General features: G+C 42.3%; 22 protein-coding genes. 17 read left to right on the top strand and 5 right to left on the bottom strand.

From position 1 onward, the window contains the following. The first annotated feature begins 5 nt into the window (after positions 1–5). From pilW to FR932_RS14255, 8 genes are all read left to right on the top strand, one after another. Positions 6–776: a type IV pilus biogenesis/stability protein PilW gene (gene pilW, locus FR932_RS14290; RefSeq protein WP_019441583.1), complete on the top strand. Its 771-nt coding sequence runs from the start codon at positions 6–8 to the stop codon at positions 774–776. Next, the gene (locus tag FR932_RS14285) at positions 766–1,743 is read left to right on the top strand and encodes a RodZ domain-containing protein (RefSeq protein ID WP_019441582.1); all 978 of its coding nucleotides are present in this window, start codon (positions 766–768) and stop codon (positions 1,741–1,743) included. Before pilW ends, FR932_RS14285 begins: the two co-directional genes overlap by 11 nt. Positions 1,744–1,759: 16 nt before the next feature. Next, positions 1,760–2,878, top strand: coding sequence for a flavodoxin-dependent (E)-4-hydroxy-3-methylbut-2-enyl-diphosphate synthase (ispG, locus tag FR932_RS14280; RefSeq protein WP_019628887.1), 1,119 nt, complete (start codon positions 1,760–1,762; stop codon positions 2,876–2,878). Positions 2,879–3,001: 123 nt separating this feature from the next. Further along, positions 3,002–4,282 (top strand): histidine--tRNA ligase, encoded by a 1,281-nt coding sequence (hisS, locus tag FR932_RS14275; RefSeq protein ID WP_019628888.1) that lies wholly within the window; start codon positions 3,002–3,004, stop codon positions 4,280–4,282. A gap of 54 nt (positions 4,283–4,336) precedes the next feature. Further along, a complete protein-coding gene (locus FR932_RS14270; RefSeq protein ID WP_019441579.1) occupies positions 4,337–5,008 on the top strand; it encodes a YfgM family protein in 672 nt (223 codons plus the stop codon). Then, positions 4,998–6,188, top strand: a complete 1,191-nt coding sequence (gene bamB / locus FR932_RS14265) for an outer membrane protein assembly factor BamB (protein WP_019441578.1) — start codon at positions 4,998–5,000, stop codon at positions 6,186–6,188. Before FR932_RS14270 ends, bamB begins: the two co-directional genes overlap by 11 nt. 110 nt (positions 6,189–6,298) lie before the next feature. Next, positions 6,299–7,768: a ribosome biogenesis GTPase Der gene (gene der / locus FR932_RS14260; protein WP_019441577.1), complete on the top strand. Its 1,470-nt coding sequence runs from the start codon at positions 6,299–6,301 to the stop codon at positions 7,766–7,768. A 201-nt stretch (positions 7,769–7,969) separates the two neighbouring features. Then, positions 7,970–8,548: a flavodoxin family protein gene (locus FR932_RS14255; protein ID WP_019441576.1), complete on the top strand. Its 579-nt coding sequence runs from the start codon at positions 7,970–7,972 to the stop codon at positions 8,546–8,548. Positions 8,549–8,590: 42 nt separating this feature from the next. On the opposite strand, the gene FR932_RS14250 is transcribed toward FR932_RS14255, so the two are convergent. After that, a complete protein-coding gene (locus tag FR932_RS14250) occupies positions 8,591–9,052 on the bottom strand; it encodes a GAF domain-containing protein (RefSeq protein ID WP_019441575.1) in 462 nt (153 codons plus the stop codon). Positions 9,053–9,357: 305 nt separating this feature from the next. Between FR932_RS14250 and FR932_RS14245 the strand changes: the two genes are divergently transcribed. Further along, on the top strand, positions 9,358–9,819 hold the full coding sequence (locus FR932_RS14245) for a tRNA-uridine aminocarboxypropyltransferase (protein ID WP_019441574.1): 462 nt from the start codon (positions 9,358–9,360) through the stop codon (positions 9,817–9,819). On the opposite strand, the gene FR932_RS14240 is transcribed toward FR932_RS14245, so the two are convergent. Next, complete coding sequence (locus FR932_RS14240) at positions 9,800–10,897, bottom strand: AraC family transcriptional regulator (RefSeq protein ID WP_019628889.1); 1,098 nt, start codon at positions 10,895–10,897, stop codon at positions 9,800–9,802. The genes FR932_RS14245 and FR932_RS14240 overlap by 20 nt on opposite strands. A 198-nt stretch (positions 10,898–11,095) precedes the next feature. On the opposite strand from FR932_RS14240, the gene FR932_RS14235 reads away from it, so the two are divergent. The 3 genes from FR932_RS14235 (at position 11,096) to FR932_RS14225 (ending at position 14,084) form a co-directional block, all read left to right on the top strand. Continuing rightward, positions 11,096–13,132, top strand: coding sequence for an NADPH-dependent 2,4-dienoyl-CoA reductase (locus FR932_RS14235; RefSeq protein ID WP_019441572.1), 2,037 nt, complete (start codon positions 11,096–11,098; stop codon positions 13,130–13,132). A 198-nt stretch (positions 13,133–13,330) separates the two neighbouring features. Then, a complete protein-coding gene (locus FR932_RS14230; protein ID WP_019441571.1) occupies positions 13,331–13,672 on the top strand; it encodes a hypothetical protein in 342 nt (113 codons plus the stop codon). 145 nt (positions 13,673–13,817) lie between these two features. Then, the gene (locus FR932_RS14225) at positions 13,818–14,084 is read left to right on the top strand and encodes a DUF5062 family protein (protein ID WP_392340854.1); all 267 of its coding nucleotides are present in this window, start codon (positions 13,818–13,820) and stop codon (positions 14,082–14,084) included. Positions 14,085–14,197: 113 nt separating this feature from the next. On the opposite strand, the gene FR932_RS14220 is transcribed toward FR932_RS14225, so the two are convergent. The 3 genes from FR932_RS14220 to FR932_RS14210 all read right to left on the bottom strand — a co-directional run bounded on the left by FR932_RS14220 (position 14,198) and on the right by FR932_RS14210 (position 18,200). After that, complete coding sequence (locus FR932_RS14220; RefSeq protein WP_019441569.1) at positions 14,198–15,034, bottom strand: patatin-like phospholipase family protein; 837 nt, start codon at positions 15,032–15,034, stop codon at positions 14,198–14,200. A 254-nt stretch (positions 15,035–15,288) separates the two neighbouring features. Beyond that, positions 15,289–16,221 carry an alpha/beta fold hydrolase gene (locus tag FR932_RS14215; protein ID WP_019441568.1) on the bottom strand — a complete coding sequence of 311 codons (933 nt, stop codon included), beginning with the start codon at positions 16,219–16,221 and terminating at the stop codon, positions 15,289–15,291. A gap of 179 nt (positions 16,222–16,400) precedes the next feature. After that, positions 16,401–18,200 carry an IucA/IucC family protein gene (locus FR932_RS14210; RefSeq protein ID WP_019441567.1) on the bottom strand — a complete coding sequence of 600 codons (1,800 nt, stop codon included), beginning with the start codon at positions 18,198–18,200 and terminating at the stop codon, positions 16,401–16,403. 118 nt (positions 18,201–18,318) lie between these two features. Here FR932_RS14210 and FR932_RS14205 point away from each other — a divergent pair, with 118 nt between their 5' ends. The 5 genes from FR932_RS14205 to FR932_RS14185 are packed head-to-tail and all read left to right on the top strand — an operon-like array spanning position 18,319 to position 25,637. Next, positions 18,319–19,596 carry an MFS transporter gene (locus FR932_RS14205; RefSeq protein ID WP_019441566.1) on the top strand — a complete coding sequence of 426 codons (1,278 nt, stop codon included), beginning with the start codon at positions 18,319–18,321 and terminating at the stop codon, positions 19,594–19,596. Positions 19,597–19,629: 33 nt separating this feature from the next. Next, positions 19,630–21,843 (top strand): TonB-dependent receptor, encoded by a 2,214-nt coding sequence (locus FR932_RS14200; protein ID WP_019441565.1) that lies wholly within the window; start codon positions 19,630–19,632, stop codon positions 21,841–21,843. A 20-nt stretch (positions 21,844–21,863) separates the two neighbouring features. Continuing rightward, entirely contained in the window at positions 21,864–22,661 is a 798-nt protein-coding gene (locus tag FR932_RS14195; protein WP_026032151.1) for an ABC transporter ATP-binding protein, read from the top strand. 35 nt (positions 22,662–22,696) lie between these two features. Then, the gene (locus FR932_RS14190; protein ID WP_019441563.1) at positions 22,697–23,671 is read left to right on the top strand and encodes an ABC transporter substrate-binding protein; all 975 of its coding nucleotides are present in this window, start codon (positions 22,697–22,699) and stop codon (positions 23,669–23,671) included. Further along, entirely contained in the window at positions 23,661–25,637 is a 1,977-nt protein-coding gene (locus FR932_RS14185) for an iron ABC transporter permease (RefSeq protein WP_019441562.1), read from the top strand. Before FR932_RS14190 ends, FR932_RS14185 begins: the two co-directional genes overlap by 11 nt.

Here is a 25,637-nt window from a genome sequence, read left to right as displayed (position 1 = left end):
TAGGCATGAAACGTTTCGCTGTAGTTGGATTAATGATAGCAGCACTGGCAGGATGTAGCTCACAAAGTTACATCGAAACCAGTTCTGGCTTGAGTGATAATTTCGTTGATAAAAATGCAGCTGCCCGGAGCCGTCTTACTTTAGCCCTCAAGTATATTGAAATTGAGAACTATCAAGAGGCGAAAATAAACCTTGATAAAGCCGTTCATTATTCACCGGATAATGCGGATATTTATTTAGCTTATGCCTATTACTATCAGAAGGTAAAAGAGCGCCAGCAAGCAGAAAAAGCGTATTTATATGCGCTCGATCTTGCACCTGGTGATGGTAATATACATAATAACTTTGGCGTATTCCTGTGTGGCATAGCACGGTTTGATGAGGCTGAGGTCGAATTTTTAGCTGCCATCGCTGTCCCGAGTTATAATCAAATTGCGAATAGTTATGAAAATGCCGGTAGATGTGCGCTTGAAAGCGGTGATAGCGAAAAAGCGCTTAGCTATTTAGAATCATCTCTCGCGTATGCACCGCAAAACTTAGACGTACGGTTATCTATTGCTGAATTAAACTATATGTTGGCCGATTTCGCTGTGGCTAAACAGCAATTAACAAAATATGAATCTGTCAGTAAGGCAACCGCACGCAGTCTCTGGTTGGGTTTTAAAATTGCCGAAAAACAAAATAGTTCAGCTGTGGCTGAGGTATATAGTCGCCAATTATTAGCCCAATTTCCGTTAGCGTTCCAAACACAAAAATATATTACAAATGACTATTGATTTAGAAACTTCAAAAGAAGCTGAGAAGCAAGATGATATCGATGTGATAACTGCAGGTCAGCTATTACGAGACGCGCGTATTGCGTTAGATATCAGCGTGCAGCAAGTCAGTGATAATATTAATCTTAAACTATCTGTTATTAACAACATTGAAGAAAGTGTTATTGATAAAGGTATCTCCCAAACTTTCATGCGTGGTTACATCCGCTGTTATGCCCGCTATTTGAAAATTGCTGAAAATGATGTGCTTTGTGCTTATGATCGCCAAAACGCAGCGTGTGAAGATCAAGCTGCACTGCAAAGCTTTTCTCGCCGAACTAAATTAGAAGCGAACGATAACCGTCTCATGCTGGTCAGTTACGGTATTATTGGCTTTATGCTGGTTGTGTTTTTAATTTGGGGATTACGTGGTGACGACATTGAAATTGTGGTGCCTGAATCTAACGTAACTCCTGTTGCTGAACTTGCTGTTGTACCTGAAGTCATTGCCACAGTCCCTGAAGTCGCACTTGAAAATGATGATGTGGCGAATGAAGAGGTGGCGAATGACGACGTTACGCCTGCTGTTACAGCCCCTGAAAAAACAGCGACAGACTTGACTACGACTATAACCCCCCCTTCAGCAGACCAAGCACAAACGATTGCTGTAAAGCAGCCTGCAGTAGCGCCTGTCGCGAGTAGTACGCTGACTAACGTTATCGATACTAAACCTGCGGTTATTGAATCTTCGTTAGTACTGGCATTTGCAGGTGATTGTTGGATCCAAATTAAAGACAGTAACGGTAAAACATTATCGACAGGCGTAAGGAAAGCTGGTCAGACAATTAAATTACAAGGTTTAGCACCACTATCTATCAAACTTGGCGCACCCGAGCAAGTTACATTGAGTTATGCCGGTGAGCCCGTGGATTTATCAACCTTTAAACAAGGTCGTCTGGCTAAATTTAAATTACCTTTTAAAGCTTAATTAACGAGTTATAAATATGCATCAGGAAAGCCCTATTATTCGCCGCCAATCAAAACAGATCATGGTTGGTAATGTACCGGTTGGTGGTAATGCCCCGATTGCAGTACAGTCGATGACAAATACCTTGACGACGGATGTGGCAGCAACCGTTGCGCAGATTAAAGCATTGGAAGCTGTAGGTGCTGATATTGTTCGTGTCTCTGTGCCGACGATGGATGCAGCAGAAGCATTCAAACTGATTAAACAGCAAGTCGATGTGCCTTTGGTTGCTGATATTCACTTTGATTACCGTATTGCCCTTAAAGTGGCTGAATACGGTGTTGATTGCTTACGTATCAACCCGGGTAATATCGGTAATGAAAGTCGTATTCGTTCTGTAGTTGATTGCGCAAAAGACATGAATATTCCGATCCGTATCGGGGTGAACGGTGGTTCATTAGAGCGTGAGATCCAAGAGAAATATGGTGAACCAACACCTGCAGCTCTCGTTGAATCGGCAATGCGCCATGTTGATATTTTACAGCGTCTGAACTTCGATCAGTTTAAAGTCAGTGTAAAAGCATCGGATGTATTTCTAGCCGTTGAATCTTACCGTCAATTAGCGAAGCAGATTGAACAGCCGTTGCATTTAGGTATTACTGAAGCGGGTGGCTTTAGAAGTGGCGCCGTTAAATCATCTGTTGGTTTAGGCATGCTACTTGCTGAAGGTATCGGTGACACATTACGTATTTCATTAGCGGCAGATCCTGTTGAAGAAGTGCGTGTTGGTTTTGATATTTTAAAATCCTTACGTATTCGTAGCCGTGGTATCAACTTTATTGCTTGTCCAACCTGCTCACGTCAAGAGTTTGATGTGATCAGTACCGTAAACGCATTAGAAGAGCGTTTAGAAGACATTATTACGCCAATGGATGTGTCTATCATCGGTTGTGTCGTCAATGGTCCTGGTGAAGCTGAAGTATCGCAAATCGGTGTGACAGGTGGCAGTAATAAGAGTGGCTACTACCTTGATGGCAAACGTCAGAAAGAACGTTTTGATAATAATGACATGATAGATCAGTTAGAGGCTAAAATTCGCGCAAAAGCTGCGATGATGGCACCTGAAAATATCATCTTTACAGACGCAGAACAGTAGTTTTATCAGTAAAGGTGTTGAAAGTAGGATAAATATCCAGCTAACACCTTTGAACATTTTACCTCGGCGTAGAAACTCCTTATAATCTGGGGTCATATGTCTTTTAAATTTTCGAGAGTGACCGTGGCTAAACCAATCCAAGCAATTCGTGGCATGAATGATTGCTTACCAGAACAAACGCCGGTATGGCAAAAAGTAGAATCAGTATTACGTGATACTGTTGCAGCCTATGGCTACTCTGAAATTCGTATGCCAATCGTTGAATCTACGCATTTATTTAAACGTGCGATCGGTGAAGTAACAGACGTTGTTGAAAAAGAAATGTACACGTTTGATGACCGTAACGGTGATAGCCTGACATTACGCCCTGAAGGCACTGCATCAACAGTACGCGCTGGTATTCAAAATGGTTTGTTGTATAACCAAGAGCGTCGTATGTGGTATATAGGTCCTATGTTCCGTCATGAACGCCCACAAAAAGGTCGTTACCGTCAATTTCACCAATTTGGTGTAGAAATTTTTGGTCTGAAAGGGGCTGATACCGACGCTGAAGTTATTTTATTAACAGCGCGACTGTGGAAACTACTTGGCATTGAGCAGCATGTGACATTACAGCTGAACTCGTTGGGTTCTTCTGAAGAACGTAGTGCCCATAAAGAAGCGCTAATTGCGTTTTTAGAAGGCTTTAAAGAAGATCTTGATGAAGAAAGTCAACGTCGTATGTACACTAATCCATTACGTGTACTAGACAGCAAGAATCCAAACGTACAAGCCTTGCTTACTGATGCACCTAGCCTAGCTGATTATTACGGTGAAGAAACTAAAGCGCATTTTGATGGTCTATGTAAGATGTTAGATAGCGCAGGCGTTAAATATCAAATTAACGACCGTTTAGTGCGTGGTCTTGATTATTATAACTACACTGTATTTGAGTGGGTTACTGAAAGTCTCGGCGCACAAGGTACTGTGTGTGGTGGTGGTCGTTATGATGGTTTAGTTGAACAATTGGGTGGCAAAGCGACACCTGCTGTTGGTTTTGCTCTGGGCATTGAACGTTTAGTATTATTATTAGAAACATTAGAGCTAACAGCTGATATCGCTGGCGCTGTTGATGTTTATATCGCAGCACTCGGCGAAGGCGCTGATGTACATGGTATGTTATTAGCTGAACAGTTACGCGATCAAATGCCATCTGTAAAAGTGATGATGCATAACGGCGGTGGTAACTTTAAGAAACAACTTAAACGAGCTGATCAAAATGGCGCTAAAGTAGCACTTATTTTGGGTGGCGACGAAATTGAGAACAAACAAGTAACAGTGAAAGATCTGACTGGTAAAACAGATCAGCAAACTATCGCGGTTACTGAGTTAGTTAATAAATTAACAACGCTTTTAAACAAGTAAATGCCAAGAATGAGCAAGACTGTTTAATCGAGTTTAAATAATTAAGGGTGAGACGTGGAAGGTTACGCTACTGAAGAACAACAAGTTGAAGCGCTGAAATCATGGTGGAAATCCAATGGTAATGCCGTTATTTTTGGCACTGTATTAGGCCTCGCAGGTTTAGTTGGTTTCCGTTATTACAACGCAAGCCAGTTAACATCGCAAGAAGAGCTATCTGCAGCTTACGATACTGTTGTTACTGAATTATCTGAAAATGGACTTGCAGCGAAAGCGACAACTCAAACATTCATCGATACCAATAGTGGTAATGCGTATGCAACATTAACAGCATTGCAACTCGCCGCTGAAGCGGTGAAAAAACAAGATTTTGCAGAAGCTGAAACACAGCTTAGCTGGGTAGCGACAAACAGTAATCAAGCAAGTATCTTGCCGATTGCCAAACTGCGCTTAGCACGTGTGCAAGCACAGTTAGCTAACTTTGATGATGCACTTGCAACACTAGACAAAATAACCCTAGATACATTTGCGAGTAAAAAAGCAGAAGTACAAGGTGATATCTATGTGCAGCAAGGTGATTTAAATGCGGCGCGCAGTGCGTATGAAACGGCGCTAGCGGGTATTGGTGCGAATACACAATTATTACAATTAAAACTTGATGACCTTGCTGTTGTAGATGTTGCAGATGATCTGGATGCTGCAATTGCGGGAGAATTGAATGAGCAATAAGCTGAGAACACTGACTGCTGCAGCTGTTCTTTCAGTTTTTTTACAAGGTTGCTCTTTATTTGGTGATGATGAGGATGTGTATTCACCCTTGCCTGAAATCCAAGCTGAATTTACGCCTGAAGTTGAATGGCGTAAGAGCATCGGTTCAGGTGTTGGTGAATATTATTCACAGACCCGAACTTTACTTGCAAATGGCCAACTTTTTGCTGCTAGTCGCGCGGGTATCGTTAAAGCATTAGACCCTATTTCTGGTGATGCTATTTGGAAACAAGATTTAGCTGATCAAGCCGTCTTTAACCGTTTTGATGACAGTGATAGTGCATTACTGTCAGGCGGCATTGCTGCGGGTTATGGCATGGTGTTTGTTGGTAGTGAAAATGCAGTATTATTTGCATTGAACGACAACACGGGTGAAGTGCTCTGGCAGGTTGAAACTGATGGTGAAGTGATTGCGAGTCCTGTGGTTGATGAAGGTTTAGTTATCATCCAAACGAGCAGCGGTAGCTTAGTGGGTTTTGATGTTCAGACTGGTGAACAGCGTTGGATCCAAAGCTCAGAATTACCTGCTTTGACCTTACGTGGTAATAATTCGCCAATCACCACCAATGGAGCAGCGATTTATGGTCGCAGTGATGGTAAACTAGCCGCAGTATTTCTTGCTAATGGTCGATTGATCTGGGAAGTGAATGTTGCGAAGCCAAAAGGCGCAAATGATATTGACCGTTTGGTTGATGTAAATGGTCAAGCAGTGGCGCGTGGCACAGAGGTATACACTTCTGCGTTTAACGGTGAGCTGATGGCTATTGAATTGCGCTCTGGTAAAGTTCTTTGGAAACGTGCTTACGCGTCAGTAAAAGATCTTACTGTTGCTGGATTCGAACTCTTTTTAACTGATACTGAAGGTCGTATTCACGCAATAGACCGTCGTAATGGTTTGACCTTGTGGTCACAGAATCGTTTAGCATTACGCGGTGTGACAGCACCGGTTGTTTCGGGCGACAATATTGTTGTCGGGGACAAAGAAGGCTACTTACACTGGTTAGATCGTAAGACTGGCAAGCTAGTAGCACAACAGTTAATTGATAGTGATGGACTATTTTCTAAAGCATTGAACGCAGATGAATATCTCTATGTTCAAAGCCGCAGTGGTGATTTGGTAGCTGTAAAGAAACCAATTTAACTGACTAGATAGAATACCATCAACCTAATTTATTGCGCCGAGAGGCGCATTTTGTCCTTTTAAATAAGTGACTTTATTTTACTAGAGCCGTATTGAGGCTGAGGTTAACTATGACCCCTGTAATTGCATTGGTTGGACGCCCAAATGTTGGTAAATCAACATTGTTCAACCGCTTAACTCGTACCCGGGACGCACTTGTTGCCGATTTCCCTGGGTTAACTCGTGACCGAAAATATGGACAAGCTAACTTAGCTGGTCGTGAGTTCATTGTGGTTGATACTGGCGGTATTAATGGCGATGAAGAAGGGATTGATGCAAAAATGGCTGATCAGTCGTTACTTGCGATTGAAGAAGCTGATGCCGTATTATTTTTAGTAGATGCTCGTGCAGGCTTAACGGTTGCTGACCAAGCAATTGCGCAACATTTACGTAAACAAGAGAAGAAAGTATTCCTTGTTGCGAACAAAACAGATGGCCTAGATGGCGATGTTGCTGTTGCTGAATTCTATGCGCTTGCACTTGGTGATATTTACCAAATTGCAGCATCGCAAGGACGTGGTACTAACATCCTTATTGAAGAAGCGTTAGCACACGTTGAAGTTGCCAACCCTGAAGAAGAGGAAGAATTCTCTGACGCTGACCCGTTCCTTGATGGTGAGTTATTACCTGAAGAGGAAGAAGAGCAACGCGACGAAGATTATGCAAGCTTGCCAATTAAACTGGCAATGATTGGTTGTCCTAATGTGGGTAAATCAACGCTGGTTAACCGAATCTTAGGCGAAGAGCGTGTTGTTGTTTATGACATGCCTGGTACGACTCGTGACAGTATCTACATTCCGATGGAGCGTGATGGTCGTAACTACATGCTTATCGATACTGCGGGTGTACGTCGCCGTAAAAACATTAATGAAGCTGTTGAGAAATTCTCAATCGTTAAAGCATTACAAGCAATCGATGATGCTAACGTAGTATTAATGGTATTTGATGCGCGCGTTGGTGTAACAGCACAAGATCTAACATTATTAGGTTTTGCGATTAACTCTGGTCGTTCAATTGTGATAGCAGTGAACAAGTGGGATGGTTTAGATACAGATGTGAAAGATCGCATTAAATCTGAATTGGACCGTCGCTTAGGCTTTATTGACTTCGCACGTATTCACTTTATCTCAGCATTACACGGTACTGGTGTTGGTAACCTATTTGAATCAATTACAGAAGCATTTGATTCATCTACTAAGCGTGTATCAACGTCTATGCTAACGCGTATTGTACGTATGGCTGTTGACGACCATCAACCGCCAATGCATGCTGGCCGTCGTGTTAAGCTGCGTTACGCGCATGCGGGTGGTTACAATCCACCGTTGATCGTTGTGCATGGTAATCAAGTATCTAAATTATCGGATTCGTACCGTCGTTACTTGATCAACTATTTCCGTCGTTCATTGAAAATCATGGGCACGCCGATTAAAGTTGAATTCCGTGACGGTGAAAACCCGTTTGCAGATAAGAAAAATAACTTATCATTATCGCAACAGAAAAAACGTCGTCGTATGATGTCGCATTATAAGAGTAAAAAATAATAGTCTCGATTATTATTGATAGAAAGGTCTGTTTTAACAGGCCTTTTTTTATGCTTATAAATCAATGAAAGCATCGTTTCAGTGATGATTAAGGCATATTCTTTACGTTAAGGTATCTACTTTTATGTAAAGACTGCTACTATTTGAGTCTGATAAATAGGGATGTGAATGAATTAATATGGATAGTGTGAGAGGTTTTCGTTGACCATAGTTGCGGTGGTGTATTTTTCGGAGTCAGGGGCTACTCAAGCGCTGGCGCGTGAAGTGATCTCAGGTATCAGTACGGTTGAAGATGTGAAGGTGATCGAATGTCAGATACAGCCTTGGGACATGTTTGAAGGCCGTTTTGATAATGATGAATTCATGTGTTTGTTGGATAATACGGATGCGATCGTTTTTGGCTCTCCGACCTATATGGGCGGTGTTTCTGCTCAGTTTAAAGCGTTTGCGGATGCGACAAGTGAGCGCTGGGATAGCCAGCAATGGCGCAATAAATTTTCAGCTGGTTTTACTGTCGGCAGTTGTCTCAATGGTGATCAAGCGAATACCATTCAATACATGGCGACACTCGCAAGCCAGCAGGGCATGTTATGGGTCGGCCTTGATATAGCGGGTGGTTATAATAGCGTCGGCTTAAATCGTTTGGGTTGTCAGTTAGGCGCGGTAGGGCATAACCCGGAGGGGGAAGTTCACCGCAGTGATCTGGATACCGCTAAATACTTAGGGCGTCGAGTCGCCATGATCACAAAGGCCTGCGCTTTGCAGCTACAGGCCTTATAGTTATTAAGAGGTGCTATAACAGCTTGCTCAATAACTAAATGCTTAGGCTGTTAAACGCTGCACGAGTTGGCTTACCAATAATTCAGCGCCGTCTAAATCATCTTGTTTAAAACGGCCAATACTCGGGCTGTCGATATCCAATACCCCGATTAATTTATTGTTCACGACGATAGGCACTACTATCTCTGAGTTACTGGCGGCATCGCAGGCAATGTGACCAGGGAAGTCATGTACATCAGTGACCAGTTGTGACTGTAATGTACTCGCAGCGGTACCACAAACGCCTCTACCGATAGGAATGCGAATACAAGCAGGGAGCCCCTGAAAAGGGCCTAATACCAATTCGTCATTCTCGCAAAGATAAAAACCTGCCCAGTTAACATCTTCTAATTCCATGAATAATAAAGCACTGAGGTTAGCTAGATTGGCAATTAAATTGTTTTCTTCAGCCATTAAAGCGTCTGCTTGTTGAGCAAGGCGCTGATAAAGTTGGATTGTAGACATGTGTTCCCTTGATGCGGGATAAGATGGAAGAGTAAAACGCATCTTATCAATGATAATGATTACCTTTATCTTATCTGATGATTATATCGTCATAAAGACTATATTCGTTTTAGCTGATTTCTTAAGGCTAAAGAACAGTGATAAGATATAGTGTAATTTACTGAAAATGTGTTTACTAAATGCGAACATAGTAGATCCTCGTCATACTTACAGCTTAGTTAGTACCACTGTAAGGCATAATGGTAGCGGTTACTTTACCTCTTATTTAATATTTATCTTGTTTCATCGACTGAAGTTATAAATTCATGCATATATATCTGGTTACCCACGAGAGAGAGTTCTCACGCCGCAGCAATACCGGCAAATTAGTCCAACAGTTCATACCTGATGAAACCAGCATTGTCGCTTGGCGTCGCAAAGAACCTGATAGCCAGTTGTTAGCGGCGATCAAAACTGGTCGAGTGGCTATTTTAGCCCCAGGCGCGGAAGGCGAGCACGACATAAGTGATTTTGATAGTTTAGTCTTGCTCGATAGCACCTGGCAAGAAGCCCGCAAGATGTATAGCCGCAGTGACTATTTAAAAGATTTACCTAAGGTGACGCTAACCGCGCCACAAGCATCCGAGTTTATTTTACGTGCCAATCAACTTGAAGGCGGATTAAGTACCGTCGAATGTGTGATTGAACTGTTACGCTTGCAGCAGCGCGACGCTGAAGCCGAGCAACTGAAGGTCGAATTTAAGGCATTTATTCGCGCTTGTTTATAAACGTTTGGCGATAATTTTTCGGGGTACTCTGGGTCCAACGGCGAAAGGCTTTATAGAATGCCGCTGGAGTCGCAAAGCCTAACAAATACGATATCTCACTAAAGCTCAGTTGGGTATCACGGACATAGCTCAATGCTAGCCCCTGCCTTGTTGTATCCATGATACTTTGATAGTTGGTATTTTCTTTGTATAACCGTCGTCTTAACGTCCACGGAGATGTGCCCAGTAGCGCTGCGACTTGGTTAATGTCCGGCATATTACCCACTAAGTTATGACTTACCTTTTCGATTACTTTACTCTGCCAATCTTGATTTTGTTGTAGTAGGTTTAGTTCATGCTGACATAATTGTTGCGCTTGTAAATAACTGCTCATGCAAGCATCTGGTAGCGGTATGTCTATATGCTGACTATTTAATACCAAGCCATTAAAGGTCGAATTGAAGATCACCGGACATTGAAAAAATGCATGATAGCGTTCGCTGTTGTACGGTTCGGGATATTCAATATGCACGGCTTTGACAATTTGTACTGTCTGAGCTAAATGCATCGTCCGCGCCGTGAGTAAAGTAAACCAGCTGGCCAATACTGAATCGACCACAAAACAATTGTAAAGATTGTATGGGGCTATCGAATAGAAACTTAGCGTTGGCTCTGATGTCGTTACATTGCCACCCTCATGTTTATGCTCATGAGTTGCGGGGAGAAAAGTGGAGTGCCCGCGTACATTTTGACTTAATAAACTCTCATATTGTGCCAAGACTTGTGCCATCGTATTAATGTCAGGCGCAGACATAGCGGCAAACCCTAACATGCCGTAATGTTGAAAACAGACATTTTCCCCCATCAATAAACCCAGATCGTCGCGCTGGGTTTGTTGGATAAGATCAAAACCGATACGCATATATTTGGGAATAGATAAACGCCCGTTATGGGCACTTAGTTGCGAGATAGAGACGTTATACTTGGCTAAAATAGGCGCCATATCGCCATTGATTTTATGGCAGGTTAAGCTCATTTGTTGGAGAAAATTAACCGAAATATCCCCTAAACTTACTTTCGACTCTTTAATCTCCGTCATACTAATCATGTCCATTATCACAAATGTGAGTTAACAATGTTACCAATTAGCTAGTTAAACACTGATTGCTAATTAAAGATAATTAATTGTATATCATGAGCATTGTATCCGCCGTGCTTTAGCGCTACTTTTCATAACATAAGCATAAAATAAAAAGCATAAACGCTAAAATAAATACGCAATGCAATGGAGTGAATCATGTCTGCACACAATAATTATCCGAACTTATTAGCACCACTTGATCTGGGGTTTACCCAACTAAAAAATCGTGTATTAATGGGCTCTATGCACACAGGGCTAGAAGAAGTGAGTAATGGCTTTACCCGTATGGCAGCTTATTTTGCTGAACGTGCCGCCGGTGGTGTTGGACTTATTGTGACTGGAGGTATTGGCCCTAATCCAGAAGGGGCGGTTTTTCAAGGCGGCTCGAAAATGGATACCCCTGAAGAAGCCGAAATGCACAAAGAAGTCACTGCTGCTGTGCATGCTGCTGGCGGTAAGATCTGTATGCAGATCTTACATGCTGGGCGTTATGCCTATAGCAAGCAGCCTGTTGCTCCCTCTGCGATCCAAGCACCAATAAATCCTGCACGTCCACGGGCGTTAACGACGGAAGAAGTCTATCAGCAAGTGGCTGCCTTTGTTAATTGTGCTGGATTGGCGCAATCGGCAAATTATGATGGTGTAGAGATCATGGGCTCTGAAGGTTATTTGATTAACCAATTTATTGTGGAACACACTAATCAGCGTGATGATGAATGGGGCGGCAGTTTTGAAAACCGTATTCGTTTCCCGGTAGAGATCGTAAGACAGGTACGCGAAAAAGTTGGATCTGATTTTATTATTATCTATCGTTTGTCGATGCTGGATCTGATTGAAAAAGGCAGCTCATGGCAAGAAGTGGTGGCGTTGGCAAAAGCGATTGAAAAAGCCGGTGCAACCATTATTAATACCGGTATAGGCTGGCATGAAGCGCGCGTACCAACGATAGTGACAAAAGTGCCGAGAGCGGCATTTACTAAGATCACGGCAAAATTAAAAGGTGAAGTATCGATCCCGTTGATCACGACAAACCGTATTAATACACCCGAGATCGCAGAGTCTGTACTTGAGCAAGGCCATGCTGATATGGTGTCGATGGCACGCCCATTCTTGGCTGATCCTGAATTTGTGAACAAGGCTATTGCGGGTAAAAGTGACGAGATCAATACGTGTATAGGCTGTAATCAAGCCTGCTTGGATCATACGTTTAGTATGAAGTTAACTTCGTGTCTAGTGAACCCGCGCGCTTGTCGTGAAACGGAACTTATTTACGTTAAATCACCAGTAATCAAGCGCATTGCTGTAGTTGGCGCAGGACCTGCTGGTTTAGCCTTTGCGACAGTCGCTGCACAACGTGGACACAAGGTCACGATCTTTGATGATAAAGCAGAGGTTGGCGGGCAGTTTAATGTTGCTAAGCAAGTACCCGGCAAAGAAGAGTTTTTTGAAACCTTACGCTATTATTCAACCATGACGGCTAAATTGGGCGTTGAAATTATACTGAATAAGCGCGTGTCTGCTGATGAACTTATTGCTAACGGTTTTGATGATGTGGTATTAGCGACCGGGATCGCACCACGTACACCGGCGATTGAGGGAATTGGACACAGCAAAGTACTGTCTTATCTTGACGTATTACGCGATAAAAAGCCAGTTGGCCAGAAGGTTGCTATTATTGGCGCTGGTGGTATTGGTTTTGATGTGGCTGAGTATCTTGCACATGATCATCATGCGACTGCTGCAAGCCAAGATATAGAGACGTTTATGCGCGAGTGGGGGGTTGATCTAACGGTACAAAATAGAGGCGGATTAACAACGGCGCAAAAGACAGCTGCTGTGCGTGATATTTATTTACTGCAGCGTAAGGCCACGAAGGTTGGCGCTGGCCTGGGTAAAACCTCTGGTTGGGTACACAGAGCTGGTTTAGCCAGTAAAAAGGTCGCGATGCTTAATAGTGTCGAGTATGTGAAAGTCGATGATCAAGGTTTACATATTTTGGTTGCTGGTGAATCACAAGTATTGGATGTGGATAATATTATTGTTTGTGCGGGTCAAGATCCATTACGTGAATTACAAGCTAAGCTGATTGCTGCTGAGCAACAGGTACACCTTATTGGTGGTGCCGATGTTGCAGCAGAGCTGGATGCCAAGCGGGCTATTAAGCAAGGCTCGGAATTAGCCGCGGCGATTTAGTATTAACGACCTTAGTATTAGATATCATGTTTAAACAAGTGGACTTGTGGTCTTATACCCTGAGTCCACATTAAGCGCTGGTAGGGTTACTTCATAGCATGAGTAATAAAAAATCACTAATTCATCGAATATCAGTGCCATTGTTCAAATTTGTTCTAATCTTTGAGTCTGAATTAAACTTTTATGATAAGTGTACCAATGCCTAAAAAACTCTGTTATTTATTAGAACTGCCGGATTCTAAAGTGACGTTTAGTGTATTACTCATTGCTGATAAAGTCTGTTTATCAGTGGCTGGTATTGATGAATGTTACGCTATCGATCAGCTTATTATTGTTGAAAACCCCACTGCGCAATTACACGGTTATTATATTTGTGACTATGCGACGCCAGTTTGGTCATTGGAAGAATTATCATTACAAGATATCGGAGCGCTTTCAGTTCACTTTGGTTTACTCATTGAGCATGAATATAATGATATTTATGCCATGGAGGCGCACAGCCCTGTCGGCGCCGAAAGATATCAGTCCATTAAAACCTGATATTTGTATTTAACCTAAGCTATCGATTAAACCAAATCTATCAATTAAAACTAGACCTATCATTTAAATGTCACATTTATTTTCTGCTAATTGTGCTATAACAGTGTGTACTCGCAAGATCAACTGTCTGTTATGTAAAGAGGAAATGATGGCGAAACTGAAAAATGAAAAAAAATTATTTAAAGCGGCGATTGCACTTGGTACACAGTATCTACAGCAACGCGGCAGTACATTTACAGCAACAGACCCGGAAGACGTTAAAGCGCAATATATTTATAAAGCGTTAGTGTTTGACAAGCTCATGCAGCCCCTTGCTAAAGATCAAGAAACAACCTTGAATATTAAGCATAAACTAGCAATTTGGATATCTCGAAAATTACCGGCTGATCATCCTTTACTGACTGGCGAGTAACTGCCAAGCTTAATAGCTCACATTATTGACTAAATTATTAATGGGTTAAACATGTTAGATACGTGTTTAGCCCATTTTTATGACCGCTTTTTATGCCACATCCCATTTAACGCTTAGTGGCGTTGCAGAAATAAATTAGCTGCTTTGATCCCTGCGCTATAATCATTTTCTAGGGTTGATATTTCACGGGTTAATGTTGGCGTTTGTAATTCTTCGTCTGGCGCTATCTCGATAATGTTAATACCTGCTGGTGGATTACGCATAAATTCACACGTGTTGTTATATTCATTGCTGTAATTATCAAGTAATTTGGTGAGTACGGTATCGTGCCTCACCCAATACGTAAGTAAGCGTTCCAGTAGCGATAACTTTTCTTTCCACTTTCTCGTTCTTGTCCTGATCACAATTATATTATTAGCGCCTAAATCCACGGCTTTTCTTACTGGAATAGGATCCACGAGTCCACCATCAATATGTACATCATTATCCAGCTTAATGCCTGGTCGAAAGACGATTGGTAAGGCGCATGATGCTATTATTTGTTGAAACCAACGGCTTGGTTCTGCGTGCTGGTAACTCGCTTTACCCTTTAATTTGTTACAACTCGTGATCACAAAAGGCCGGGAATTTAAACGTCGTTTTGCCTGAATGAGATCGATCGGATCATGTAACGATAACACATCATGTAATTCACTCAGCTCCATTGCATTACCACCTTTAATAAAGCGACTCCAGTCGACAAAGGTGTCTGATTTAGCTAAGCGGTTAATAAGGCGAACTGAATATTTCTTTTGCCCAGCGATAAAAGCAGATAAGTTTAACGTGCCGGCTGAACTGCCAATAAACAGATCAAAAGGGTCATAACCATGGTCTAAAAAAGTATCTAAAACTCCAGCAGTAAATACGCTGCGCATACCACCGCCTTCTACAACAAGTGCTGTTTTCGTCATTGTAACCTCGATATATTCACTTGCCTCAACCACCAAGGACTTATTGCAAGGGGTATAACAAGCCTAGAGTAAATTACAGTATTTGGTAGTACGAATAAGTTGCGTGCGTTTTTACACGTCAGAAGGTTTAGGTCGTGTGATAAGTATCGGGCAAAGTTATGACAGAGCGCTTACAGAACTATTATAGAATGGTGACAGAGCGGTGAAGTAAGAGTGGAGATAGGAAGAGATCTCCACGATTCCGTTTCTGGGGGTTACTTCAGGTTAATAAAAGAAAGTGCATCCTGTAGAGTCTGTTGTGGTATCTCTTCCATCGGTACATGGCCTGCATCGGGGTAAGTGATCAAGGTTGATCCGGGAATGTTTTTCAGCCACTGCTCACTTAATGTTGCAGGAACCCAAATATCTTTTTCACCCCACATCAGTAACGTCGGGGCTGTGATACTGGCAAAATTAAGTGGTGCTTGTTTGCTATTTTTATCATCTAACATGGCAATGGTATTAGCGTAAGCTTGTTTAGCACCAGGGCGTAATGAAAGGTGGATATAACGATCCATGTTGGCTTTAGTGATCCGTTCTTGATCGCCATAAACATCTTTAACACCCATCGCGACAATGAAAGGTGGGAACACATTCGCAGCAAGGCTGTTGATCCCTGGCGTACTTGCTAAGCTCAAAATAAACGGTAAATCTTGGGGGGCGCCAGCGGGATCAATTAAGATCAACTTTTTCACTTTTCCGGGGTTGTTCGCCGCATAGTGAGCGGAAATATAACCCCCTAATGAATTACCAGCCAAAATGAAATCATCAAGTTGTAGCTGGCTAATAAATTGGCTAAATGAATCATGTAATAACGATTCAGAAAAGTCATCTGGATTCTCTGGACCGCCGGTTAAGCCAAATCCGGGCACATCAAGGCTGATGATCCGGTATGTATCTGCAAGGCCCTTATTTGTAAGACCAAGGTTCCACTGCTCCCAAGTATGCAGAGATGATAAAATACCGTGTATTAATACAATCGGTTGGCCATTCGGATCACCTTCATCACGGTAATGAATACGCATGCCATTAACGTCCATCCATTGCGACTCTTCATTGGCATAAATATTATTGAGATCTTCAATGGGCATTTCGCCAATGCCCCACACGCTACTGATAGTTGGACTCGCTGCTACAGCATCTTGCATACTTGAGCATCCAGTTAAATTAAGGCTAGTTGTCAGAGTTAGGGCTGCTGCTAAAGGTAATATCTTTGTGCGTCTAAATTTTATCATCACTGTTTCATCCTTGAAATCTGGCGGCTCTGCATTGAGAGTAATGAAGTAGCATAAATCAGTTAATTTTAAACTTATGCCTAATTTGCTGGCTAAATGTCATTAAGTCGCGCTTGATCACTAAATAAAGGATTATCGATAGCAGTACCAAGGACTGGTAATAAGCGTTCACTGGTATCTTGATAGCCGACTTTAAAGCGCACTCTGTTAATGCATATTTTTTCCATTGTCGGTGCCAGTAAATCAAATAATTTAAACCGCGACTTTAAATGGGGAAATTGTGCTTGATAATGTCTGATTCTAGTATTGAGAAGTTGGTAAAAATCACGTTCGCTATAGTCCATTTCAGTTTGTAAATAAGGCGAAACAAAACGTAAAACAGTCACGAAATGGCCGGTATATAAATCGTGCAGTAGATAATTAGCCGGTAACCGAGTGAGGGCTTGTTTTATATGTGTTGGAAATACAGCGAGCTCGTCAAATTCTTGATCAATAAGGCGCAAGTCACCGTGAAAGTCCTTAATCGCCAGTCCCGTTGGTATATTATTTTCAAATATAATGGTTAGATTCTGGCCATGAGATACTAACGCGATACCGTATTGACACATGAGGTGATAAAGGGGAATAACAGTGCAATCAAATAGTTTAGTTAGCCACGTTGATATATCGAGTTGGCTGTCTTTGATATAAGTGGCAATGAGACTATTGCCTTGATTGTCGGTTTGCATTAATGCGGCGGCGAGTTTGTCTTGCTGACCTGATTGTAATAGCGCAGCCGGGCTTTGACGAAAGATAACACCAAGCATTTCGTTATAGCGATAAGGGGTATTGATGACATCTTCTTGCAGCGGTTGTGAAACATGGATACCAGCCCATTCTTGTAATATCTGTAAGTTAGATTCAGTTAAAAAAGCATCGTCTCGGCATAGCTGATTAATGGTTTTTGATAGCAGCGCACCAGAGGTGATGTATTTACCTGGAATACCACGATAGCAGGAAGTATTTAAAATTGTGATCGGTAGTTTAATGTCATTTTTAGTCGGAGATGTCAGGTTTGATAGTGTACGAATAGATTGTTGCGCTTGATAAATATCACCAGTTACCCCTAAGTCAAGAATGTCTTTTGTTGCAAATAAAGCAGTGAATTGCGGCACAATAAATTGGCTGAATTGCCAAGGATGTACGGGAATAATCCAGTATTCTTCTGGGTTAATGCCTTGCTGAATTAAATCATCTAGAAGCTGGTTTTTATCTTCAATCGGCATCAATTGCGCCAATAATAATGCTTGTGTACTTACTTGAACTGGGGACATGGCATTATTACCTGATAGGGGTAATTCTATACCTGTTTGAGTAATAGATTTGTTAATGGCTACATAATTTAATTGGAATGATTTCGCGGCTTCAGGTGCATAGCGGGCGAGTTCATTAACCCCCCATCCGAGTCTGCCTTTGTTTGCGATTGCTTTTGGATGGCCTTTCAATACAGCTTGCAAAGCAATGCCTGATAATGCCGTTAATTGGCTAAGGGAATAGCTGTTTCGATGCTGGTGGGAGATAAGGTCTGCGTATAATGTTTGCTGTATTTCCTCAATTAAATTACCCACAATTATGCCGTCTAGTTTAATGGCGTTGGCAATATCTTTGATTAACATTGCACTCGGTATATTCGCGAGCCCATTACGAGTCATGGTGCTTGGGTCGACAATAATGTTCTGCCAAATATGCTGTTGTGCGGTAAATATCCAAGTTGTCCCTTCGACTTCCCACATCCAATTATTCGTGTCTAGCTGTTCGGGAAATATCACTTCTTCATAATGTAATTCACTGATGATTTTGGCATTCAATTCATTGTTTATATTCGTCCATTGCTGACTGCATATGTTGGTCATTTGTAAATCCATTGTTTTTAATTATGAGTGATTTGTATAATAATCTTAGTGACAATGATTCTCATTTGCAATAGTATGTTTGCGAAATGTGAATTTTTGAACTAAAGGATTAAGTGAGATGAAAGTCATTGTCGGTTTATCATGTTGGGTATTAGGAGCATTGCAAGGCGCAATTCTTATCCTTGTACCTGTGATGATGGATCAAGGTGAAATGACCGCATGGATGATCGCAATCCCCTTAGCATTAGGCACATTTATTTTTGTTATTGGTTCGGGTTATTGGGGCCGATGGCTAGATCGCTGTGTTGTCAATCAACGCCCGCTGAGCTTGGTATTAGCGTTGATATTGTTTGGTTTTATGCTATCGCAATTAAGTTTTTTATCTTTGCTCGAAAGTAATCAATTAACCGGGACAAACTTAATCGTAGGTTTGTGTTTTAGTCGGGTATTACACGGTATGTTTTGCAGTGGTGTTATACCGACCGCGCAATTATGGTTAGCACAAAAAGATAAGCAGGGTGAGAAACTTATTTGGGTAACGATATCGACGAATATGGGGAGGGTTACTGCGCCATTACTGACATTTGTACCGCTTAATGTCACTTATTTTAGTTTGTGGTTCGTATTATTCATCACATTTTTAGCTTGTATATCTTGTTTTTTTCTTATGTATTATCAGCGTGATAACAAACAACTTAATTTCCTATCTTCTCCTAAGTATCGATTAGCAGATGGTTATGTTGGTGCTACTACAGCGACAGTTTCCACTGCAGGGTCAACGGCGGTAATAACGGATACGTTAGCACGATTTGGTTCTACTATTATGATGACTGCTTTTTTCATCACGCTATTCTCATCGCAATTACAATTTAGCTTAGGCCCAATACTCAGTGCTAATGGCGTATTGACCGCTTTTCAAGCCAGTGCCATGACGGCGCAACTACTCTTATCTGCCAGTATCAGTGCACTATTTTCATTATTCGTTTTATATAAATTACTGATCCGTTCAACACCTCTTTTTTTGAGCTTTATTACGCTGTCTTTTGCTCTTGGCACTGTGTTGTTGGTATTGGATATACAGCTCATGTTGAGTGTCATTTTGATTAGTTCTGCACTTGCTATGGCACCTGTTTGGTACACGGCGACGGCAATGGGCAGTACTGAGACGCGAAAAGCACGCGTATCAGCATCTATTTCACAAGCACATACATTGGGTAATGCGTTTGGCGCCTTGCTGGCGGGATTATTACTGACTTGGAATAGTGATTATTTATTCCTTGGTTTTGCCATTCTGATGGTGCTGATTGTGCTGGGGTGGTTACGCCTCTATCGACAATCAGCACCGTTGAATAATGCTGTCGTGAACTTGCCTCGACAGTCTGTCATCGAAAAATAAAAATAAAACAACTCTTAATAAATGGAATTAATAATGAAACTTGCTAAGTCAACGACAACCAAATTTGTACTTAACCCTATTCTCACGGCAATGTTAGGGCTATCTGTATCCCTTAGCGCTCAAGCTGCGGTGAGTAGTGCAGATCAAGATGAAAGTATGACGGTGGTAACAGCAAACCGTAGTGCGCAAAGTATCAGTGATATTGCGGCCACTGTCATGGTTATTGAAGGTGAACAAATTGCTGAACAGGCCAAATCGGGGGTGGATTTTAAAGCACTATTGGCTAATCTGATCCCCAGCCTAGATGTGGGTAGTCAATCGCGGACTAATTCAGGTCAAAATATGCGTGGTCGTAAAACATTAGTCATGATCGATGGGATTTCATTGAACTCATCACGTAGTATCAGCCGTCAGTTTGATTCGATTAATCCGTTTAATATTGCCCGTATTGAAGTGATTTCTGGTGCATCAGCTATGTATGGTGGTGGTAGTACCGGTGGTGTTATTAATATCATTACTAAAAAAGGCCGAGATGCTGATGGTGTTAGTGAAACTTGGTTAGGCGCTAAATCAGGCTTTAATAGCAGTGAAGATTTAGAATGGCAAGTTGCACAATCTGTATCCATGAACAATGAAAATATGGACGCTCGTCTAGCTGTATCATACGTCGATACAGGCGGAATGTATGACTCCAATGGCGATATGGTATTACATGATGTCACCCAAACCAGTACACAGTTTAATAGCCAACTCGATATTATGGGTAATGTAGGGTTTAAACTTTCTAGCACTAAGCGTCTAGAGTTAATGGCGCAATATTATGATAGCGGTCAAGACAGTGATTATGGTGTTGATTATGGGCCTCGTTATCGTTATATCAGCGATCCAAGTAAGACCATTGGTATGGCTGAAGGTTATCAATTAGATGATCAAGCTCAGTCGGTAAGAAGTTTAATATCTGCGAACTATAGTGATGCGGACTTTTTGGGTCAAACGCTTAATCTACAGTTATTCCACCGTAGCGAGTCGTTACATTTCAATCCATTCCCTGATTTTTCGAGTATGTCACTGGGGTCTTCAGAGCAAGATACGCAAGTTACAGGGGCAAAATTAGTATTAACTTCAACACCTACAGATGCGCTTAGCTTAGTTTACGGCGTTGATGCCGATTATGAAAAGTTTAGTGCCACTCAAAATATGTATGACATTAGGACTGCGTCGGCTACCAATGGCTTAGTGCATGCAAAAATCGGTGAAACAGGGCGTTACCCAGATATTAAGAATACCTCGTTTTCTGGTTTCTTACAGGCTGATTATCAGATTGTAAAATCACTCTCGGTAAATGCTGGTGTGCGCTATCAATATATTGAAATCGACGTAAGTGATTTTGTTGCTGCAGACCAGCAATATAAAGTATTAACAGGACAGATAACTTCTGCTGATGCGGTACCTGGCGGTAAGAAAGGTTACGGTAATACCTTATTTAATACTGGTTTATTGTTTAAAATGTCGCAACAACAGCAGCTTTGGTTTAACTTCTCACAAGCGTTTGAAGTGCCTGATCCGGCAAAATATTATGGTCGTGGTACGTATGATAATAGTGGTAATTTAACCAGCAGTATTAATGTATCTAACAACCCATTAGAAGGGGTTAAAACCAATGCAGTTGAACTCGGCTGGCGTTTAAATCAAGATTCAGTATCTGCGCAGTTAGTTAGTTACTATTCGGTATCAGATAAAAAGGTGCAATACAATAAAGCCGATCAAACTGTCGATGTTGTTGATAATGATGTCCGTATTTATGGTCTAGAAGGACAATTAGATTATTACTTGACGGGTGAATTAAGCTTAGGGACTAACTTTAACTACATCATTAGTGAAGCGAAAGATTCGGGAGAATGGCAAGACTTAACGATCGATAGTGCTAGCCCTTCAAAAGCATCAGCGTATCTTGCGTGGCAGGCCGATTCACTACAAGCTCGTTTACAAACGATGCAAATGTTTAGCTATGAAGATTCAGCAGATAACAAGCTTGAGGGTTATAACACGGTTGATCTATTAACCGGTGTAGCATTACCTGTTGGTGCTTTGCAATTTGGTATTACCAATTTGCTTAATACTGAATACGATACATTGTGGTCTCAGCGTGCACAAAGTACTTATAGTAGTTTAATTCCCAATACGTCATTAGTGAAATTCCAAGGCCAAGGCCGTACTTACTCTGTTAACTACAGTGTTGAGTTCTAACATTGGTTCCTTTGTTAACTGTGAATAAATTAACTTGTCGTTTAGGCGGCAAGTTAATCCTCAAGGATATTAGCTGCGAATTTTTAAAAGGTAAAATTACCGCCTTGGTTGGTCCCAACGGCTCAGGTAAAAGTACCTTATTAAAAATAATTGCAGGGCTTACCCCTAATGAAGAGGGTGAGGTATTACTTGAAGGGAAGGGAATAAAGCAGTATTCCCGTGCCGATATGGCGTTGCGTATCGCAATGCTCCCGCAGCGTCACGCCGTGCCTGTTGGACTGACAGTGGCCGATCTGGTTGAGTTTGGTCGTCATCCACACCGTCGTTGGTTTGCGCCTCTTTCTACAGAAGATAAAGAAAGAATGCATTGGGCGATGGCTGAAGCGGGTGTGCTTGAATTCGCTGATCTCGCGATTGAAACCTTATCGGGTGGTGAAGCGCAGCGTTGTTGGCTGGCGATGGTACTGGCTCAAGATACTGACATTGTGTTATTGGATGAACCGACCTCTTGGCTTGATATCGCCCATCAAATTGAACTCTTGCATATCGTCCAACGCTTAAACCAAGATTACGGTAAAACCATTATTTGGGTATTACACGATCTTAATCATGCGCAGCAATTTAGCCATCAAGCCATCATGCTGCTGCAAGGCGAAGTGATTGCCAGTGGACGCGTTGATGATGTCTTCACTGCTGAGCGGATAAGTGATGTTTACCAAACGCCAATCACGCGTGTACAAGTAAATGATCAGACCTTGTTGTGGCCCTGCATTAAAGCGGTGAGTGATGAATCGCGACTCAAGCAGCAGGTATTATGATGATAAGGAAAGTGTTCAGCGTTATAAGAAACGCAATGGCCCGTTTGCAACGCACAATAACCCTCATTCTGGTGGCCATGGCATTATTGCCTACGACCGTATTGGCTAACGACATTAATGAGCAGGTGTTCACTGCGTTAGCCCAACCCTTACCGTTAACTGGATTAACGCAGGCATATCAACAACAACCGAAAGTGGTTGCACTTAATTGGAGTGCGGCTGAAATGTTATTGTCGTTGGGAATACAGCCCCAAGCAGTGACCTCTCGCAACGGTTATCGTAAGTGGCAATCTAACTCACCCGCATTACCAATGGATGTCGTTGATGTCGGTAATCGCGCGTTTCCGAGTTTTCCTTTACTAATGCAATTACAGCCTGATTTGATTGTCGGTTATCCGTTTCGCCATGCGCGCATTAGTGATGATCTTAATCGTATTGCGCCAACGTTATTGTTACAGCAATTTGGGCGAGTCGATCAACCGCAATACCGCTATATGCAGCAAATGCGAAGTAATTATTTAACCTTAGCCAAGCAACTCGGCAAGGTGGCGTTAGCCCAAGCGCAGCTTGCTGATATGGACGTTGAATTAGCACGGCTTAAACAGCAAATTGTTGAGGCTGGATTCGCGGGTAAAAAGGTTGCGTATGGCAAATTTGTCGGCATGGGGTATGGGTTACGGGTATTTTCGACACAAAGTTTAGCTGCTTCAGTTGCCAATTATATTGGTTTGCATTACGCATGGGATACGCACCTGCCAGGTAAAGACTTTACTCATTTACAACTTGAACAAATTCAATTGCTTGAAGATACAGCCTTGATCTTGGTGAAAGAAACACAATCAAAAGGTGAACGCATGACGCTATCACCTTTGTGGAGTCAGCACGCGTTTGTTAAAAATAATGATATTTATTATGTGCCTGCGCTATGGAGCTTTGGTGGCCCTGTGTCTGTGATCCGTATGGCTAGAGCATTCAATGCCGCGTTATTGGAGGGATCGAATGTTAGTTAATGCAAATAATAAAACGCAAAGTAGCGCAGTTGTAAACTCTTTGCGAGCAAAGACATCATCGAAAGTATTTTCAACATTGCTATTAGTTACTCTGTTTGTCTTCGCTTTACTGTCGGTTGGCACCTACGCACTTGTCCCTAATATGGAACTGTTTGATAACTACCAGCAAACGTATGTATTTCAACTCTTATTACCGACGCTATTAATTGCGGTATTAAGTGGCGCTTTATTGGCGCAGTCAGGCACGGTAGTACAAGTGACTCTAGGTAATGACTTTGCATCCCCTTCAACGATAGGGATCAGCTCTGGCGCTTTATTAGGGGCAATGTTGGTTAACTTATTTGTCACTGATCCGAGTATTTGGATGGTATGGATCGCGGCATTTGTGGTGGCGGTGATGATAGCCGGATTAATTCTTACTTTATCGCAAGTAATTGGTGGCGGTAAGTTACAGCTGATCTTAATCGGTATGGCGATGAGCTTAGCTGTTGGCGCGGTTTCGTCAGCCATTATGCTTTACGCAGAACAGCGCATGGACGGTTTATTCCTCTGGGGCAGTGGCAACATTAGCCAGAGCGATGGCGATTTAGCGGGTATTATTTTAACGCCTGCACTGTTGCTACTACTCTTACCTTTATTGTGCCATCGCCACCTTGATATGTTGAGCATGGGCGATGAGATGGCCAACATGGCTGGCTTAAAAGTGAATCGCTGGAGGGTAGGGTTATTAATGTTGGCGGTATTGCAAGCGTCGTTAGTGACTGCAATGGTGGGGGTATTAGGTTTTATTGGTTTAATGGCCCCGCATATGGCGAAGTTACTTGGTCATTATCGTCATCGTGAAAAACTACTGTTCGCGAGCCTTATTGGCGCATTGTTGGTTATCTTTGCTGAATTATTCTCTCGATCTATGCCGCTGGCAGGGTACCGCTTACCCACAGGTGTACTGACGGTATTACTTGGCACGCCTTTTTTCTTGTACCTGTTGATGCGTAAGCAAGGTCTGGCTGGCATGGTGATGCAAGAAACCGGGTTTGGCTTAGCATCGCTTATTCAATTGCCTAAATGGCTAGCACTGTCTTTACCTGCATTAGCACTGACATTAACAATCGCTTATTTCTGGCCAAGTGCTGATGGTGAGTACTTTACTCAGTGGCGTATTGTTGTTGCGGTATTTTCTGGGTTTGGTTTAGGTGTTGCGGGTTGCACTCTGCAGGCGTTGTTTCGTAATCCGATGGCAAGTCCTGATATTTCGGGTGCAACATCGGCGTCAGTTTTATGCATTATTTTAGCTTTGCAGATATGGCCGGATGCATCACGACTATTATTATTTGTATGTGCTTTAGTCGGCGCTGCCATTGTTGTGACTGTGTTATTTATTGCGATGCGTTATCAATTTAATGTCTCGCAGTTGGCGCTATTGGGTATTGCGATATCAGCATGGTGCGGCACTGTTGCCTCGATGGTATTAACCTTTGGTGCCGGAGCTGCTTCAGTTACTGTGTTATGGCTAACGGGCACGACCTATGGCGCAGATAGCCAAATAGGTTTGCTGCTACTTGCAGTGACTATCCCCTGTTGTTTATTACTCTTTACCTTTGCACGCCATCTTGATTTATTCACGCTCGGTGAAACATGGGGGCATAACCTCGGTCAACCGTTACTAAAATTACGCATGCTGATCTTACTGCTGGTGGTATTAATTACTGCAGCTGCTGTTGCCTCTGTGGGCGCCATTGCCTTTGTTGGCTTGCTATCACCACATTTATTACGTTTATGCGGACAGACGCGTCATTGGGTATTGCTACTCGGTAGTGGTGCGATAGGTGCTTGGCTATTAGTACTTGCTGACGGACTGGGCCGAACCTTGATTGCTCCCTTTGAAATCGCCAGTGGCATTTTAGTGTCAATTATCGGCGGTATTTATTTTATTTGTTTGATTTTACTTGGTTATAAAAGGAGTTAG

It is taken from the genome of Moritella marina ATCC 15381, from assembly GCF_008931805.1.
Lineage (GTDB): Bacteria > Pseudomonadota > Gammaproteobacteria > Enterobacterales > Moritellaceae > Moritella > Moritella marina.
This window is presented reverse-complemented; position numbering and strand designations above follow the sequence as displayed.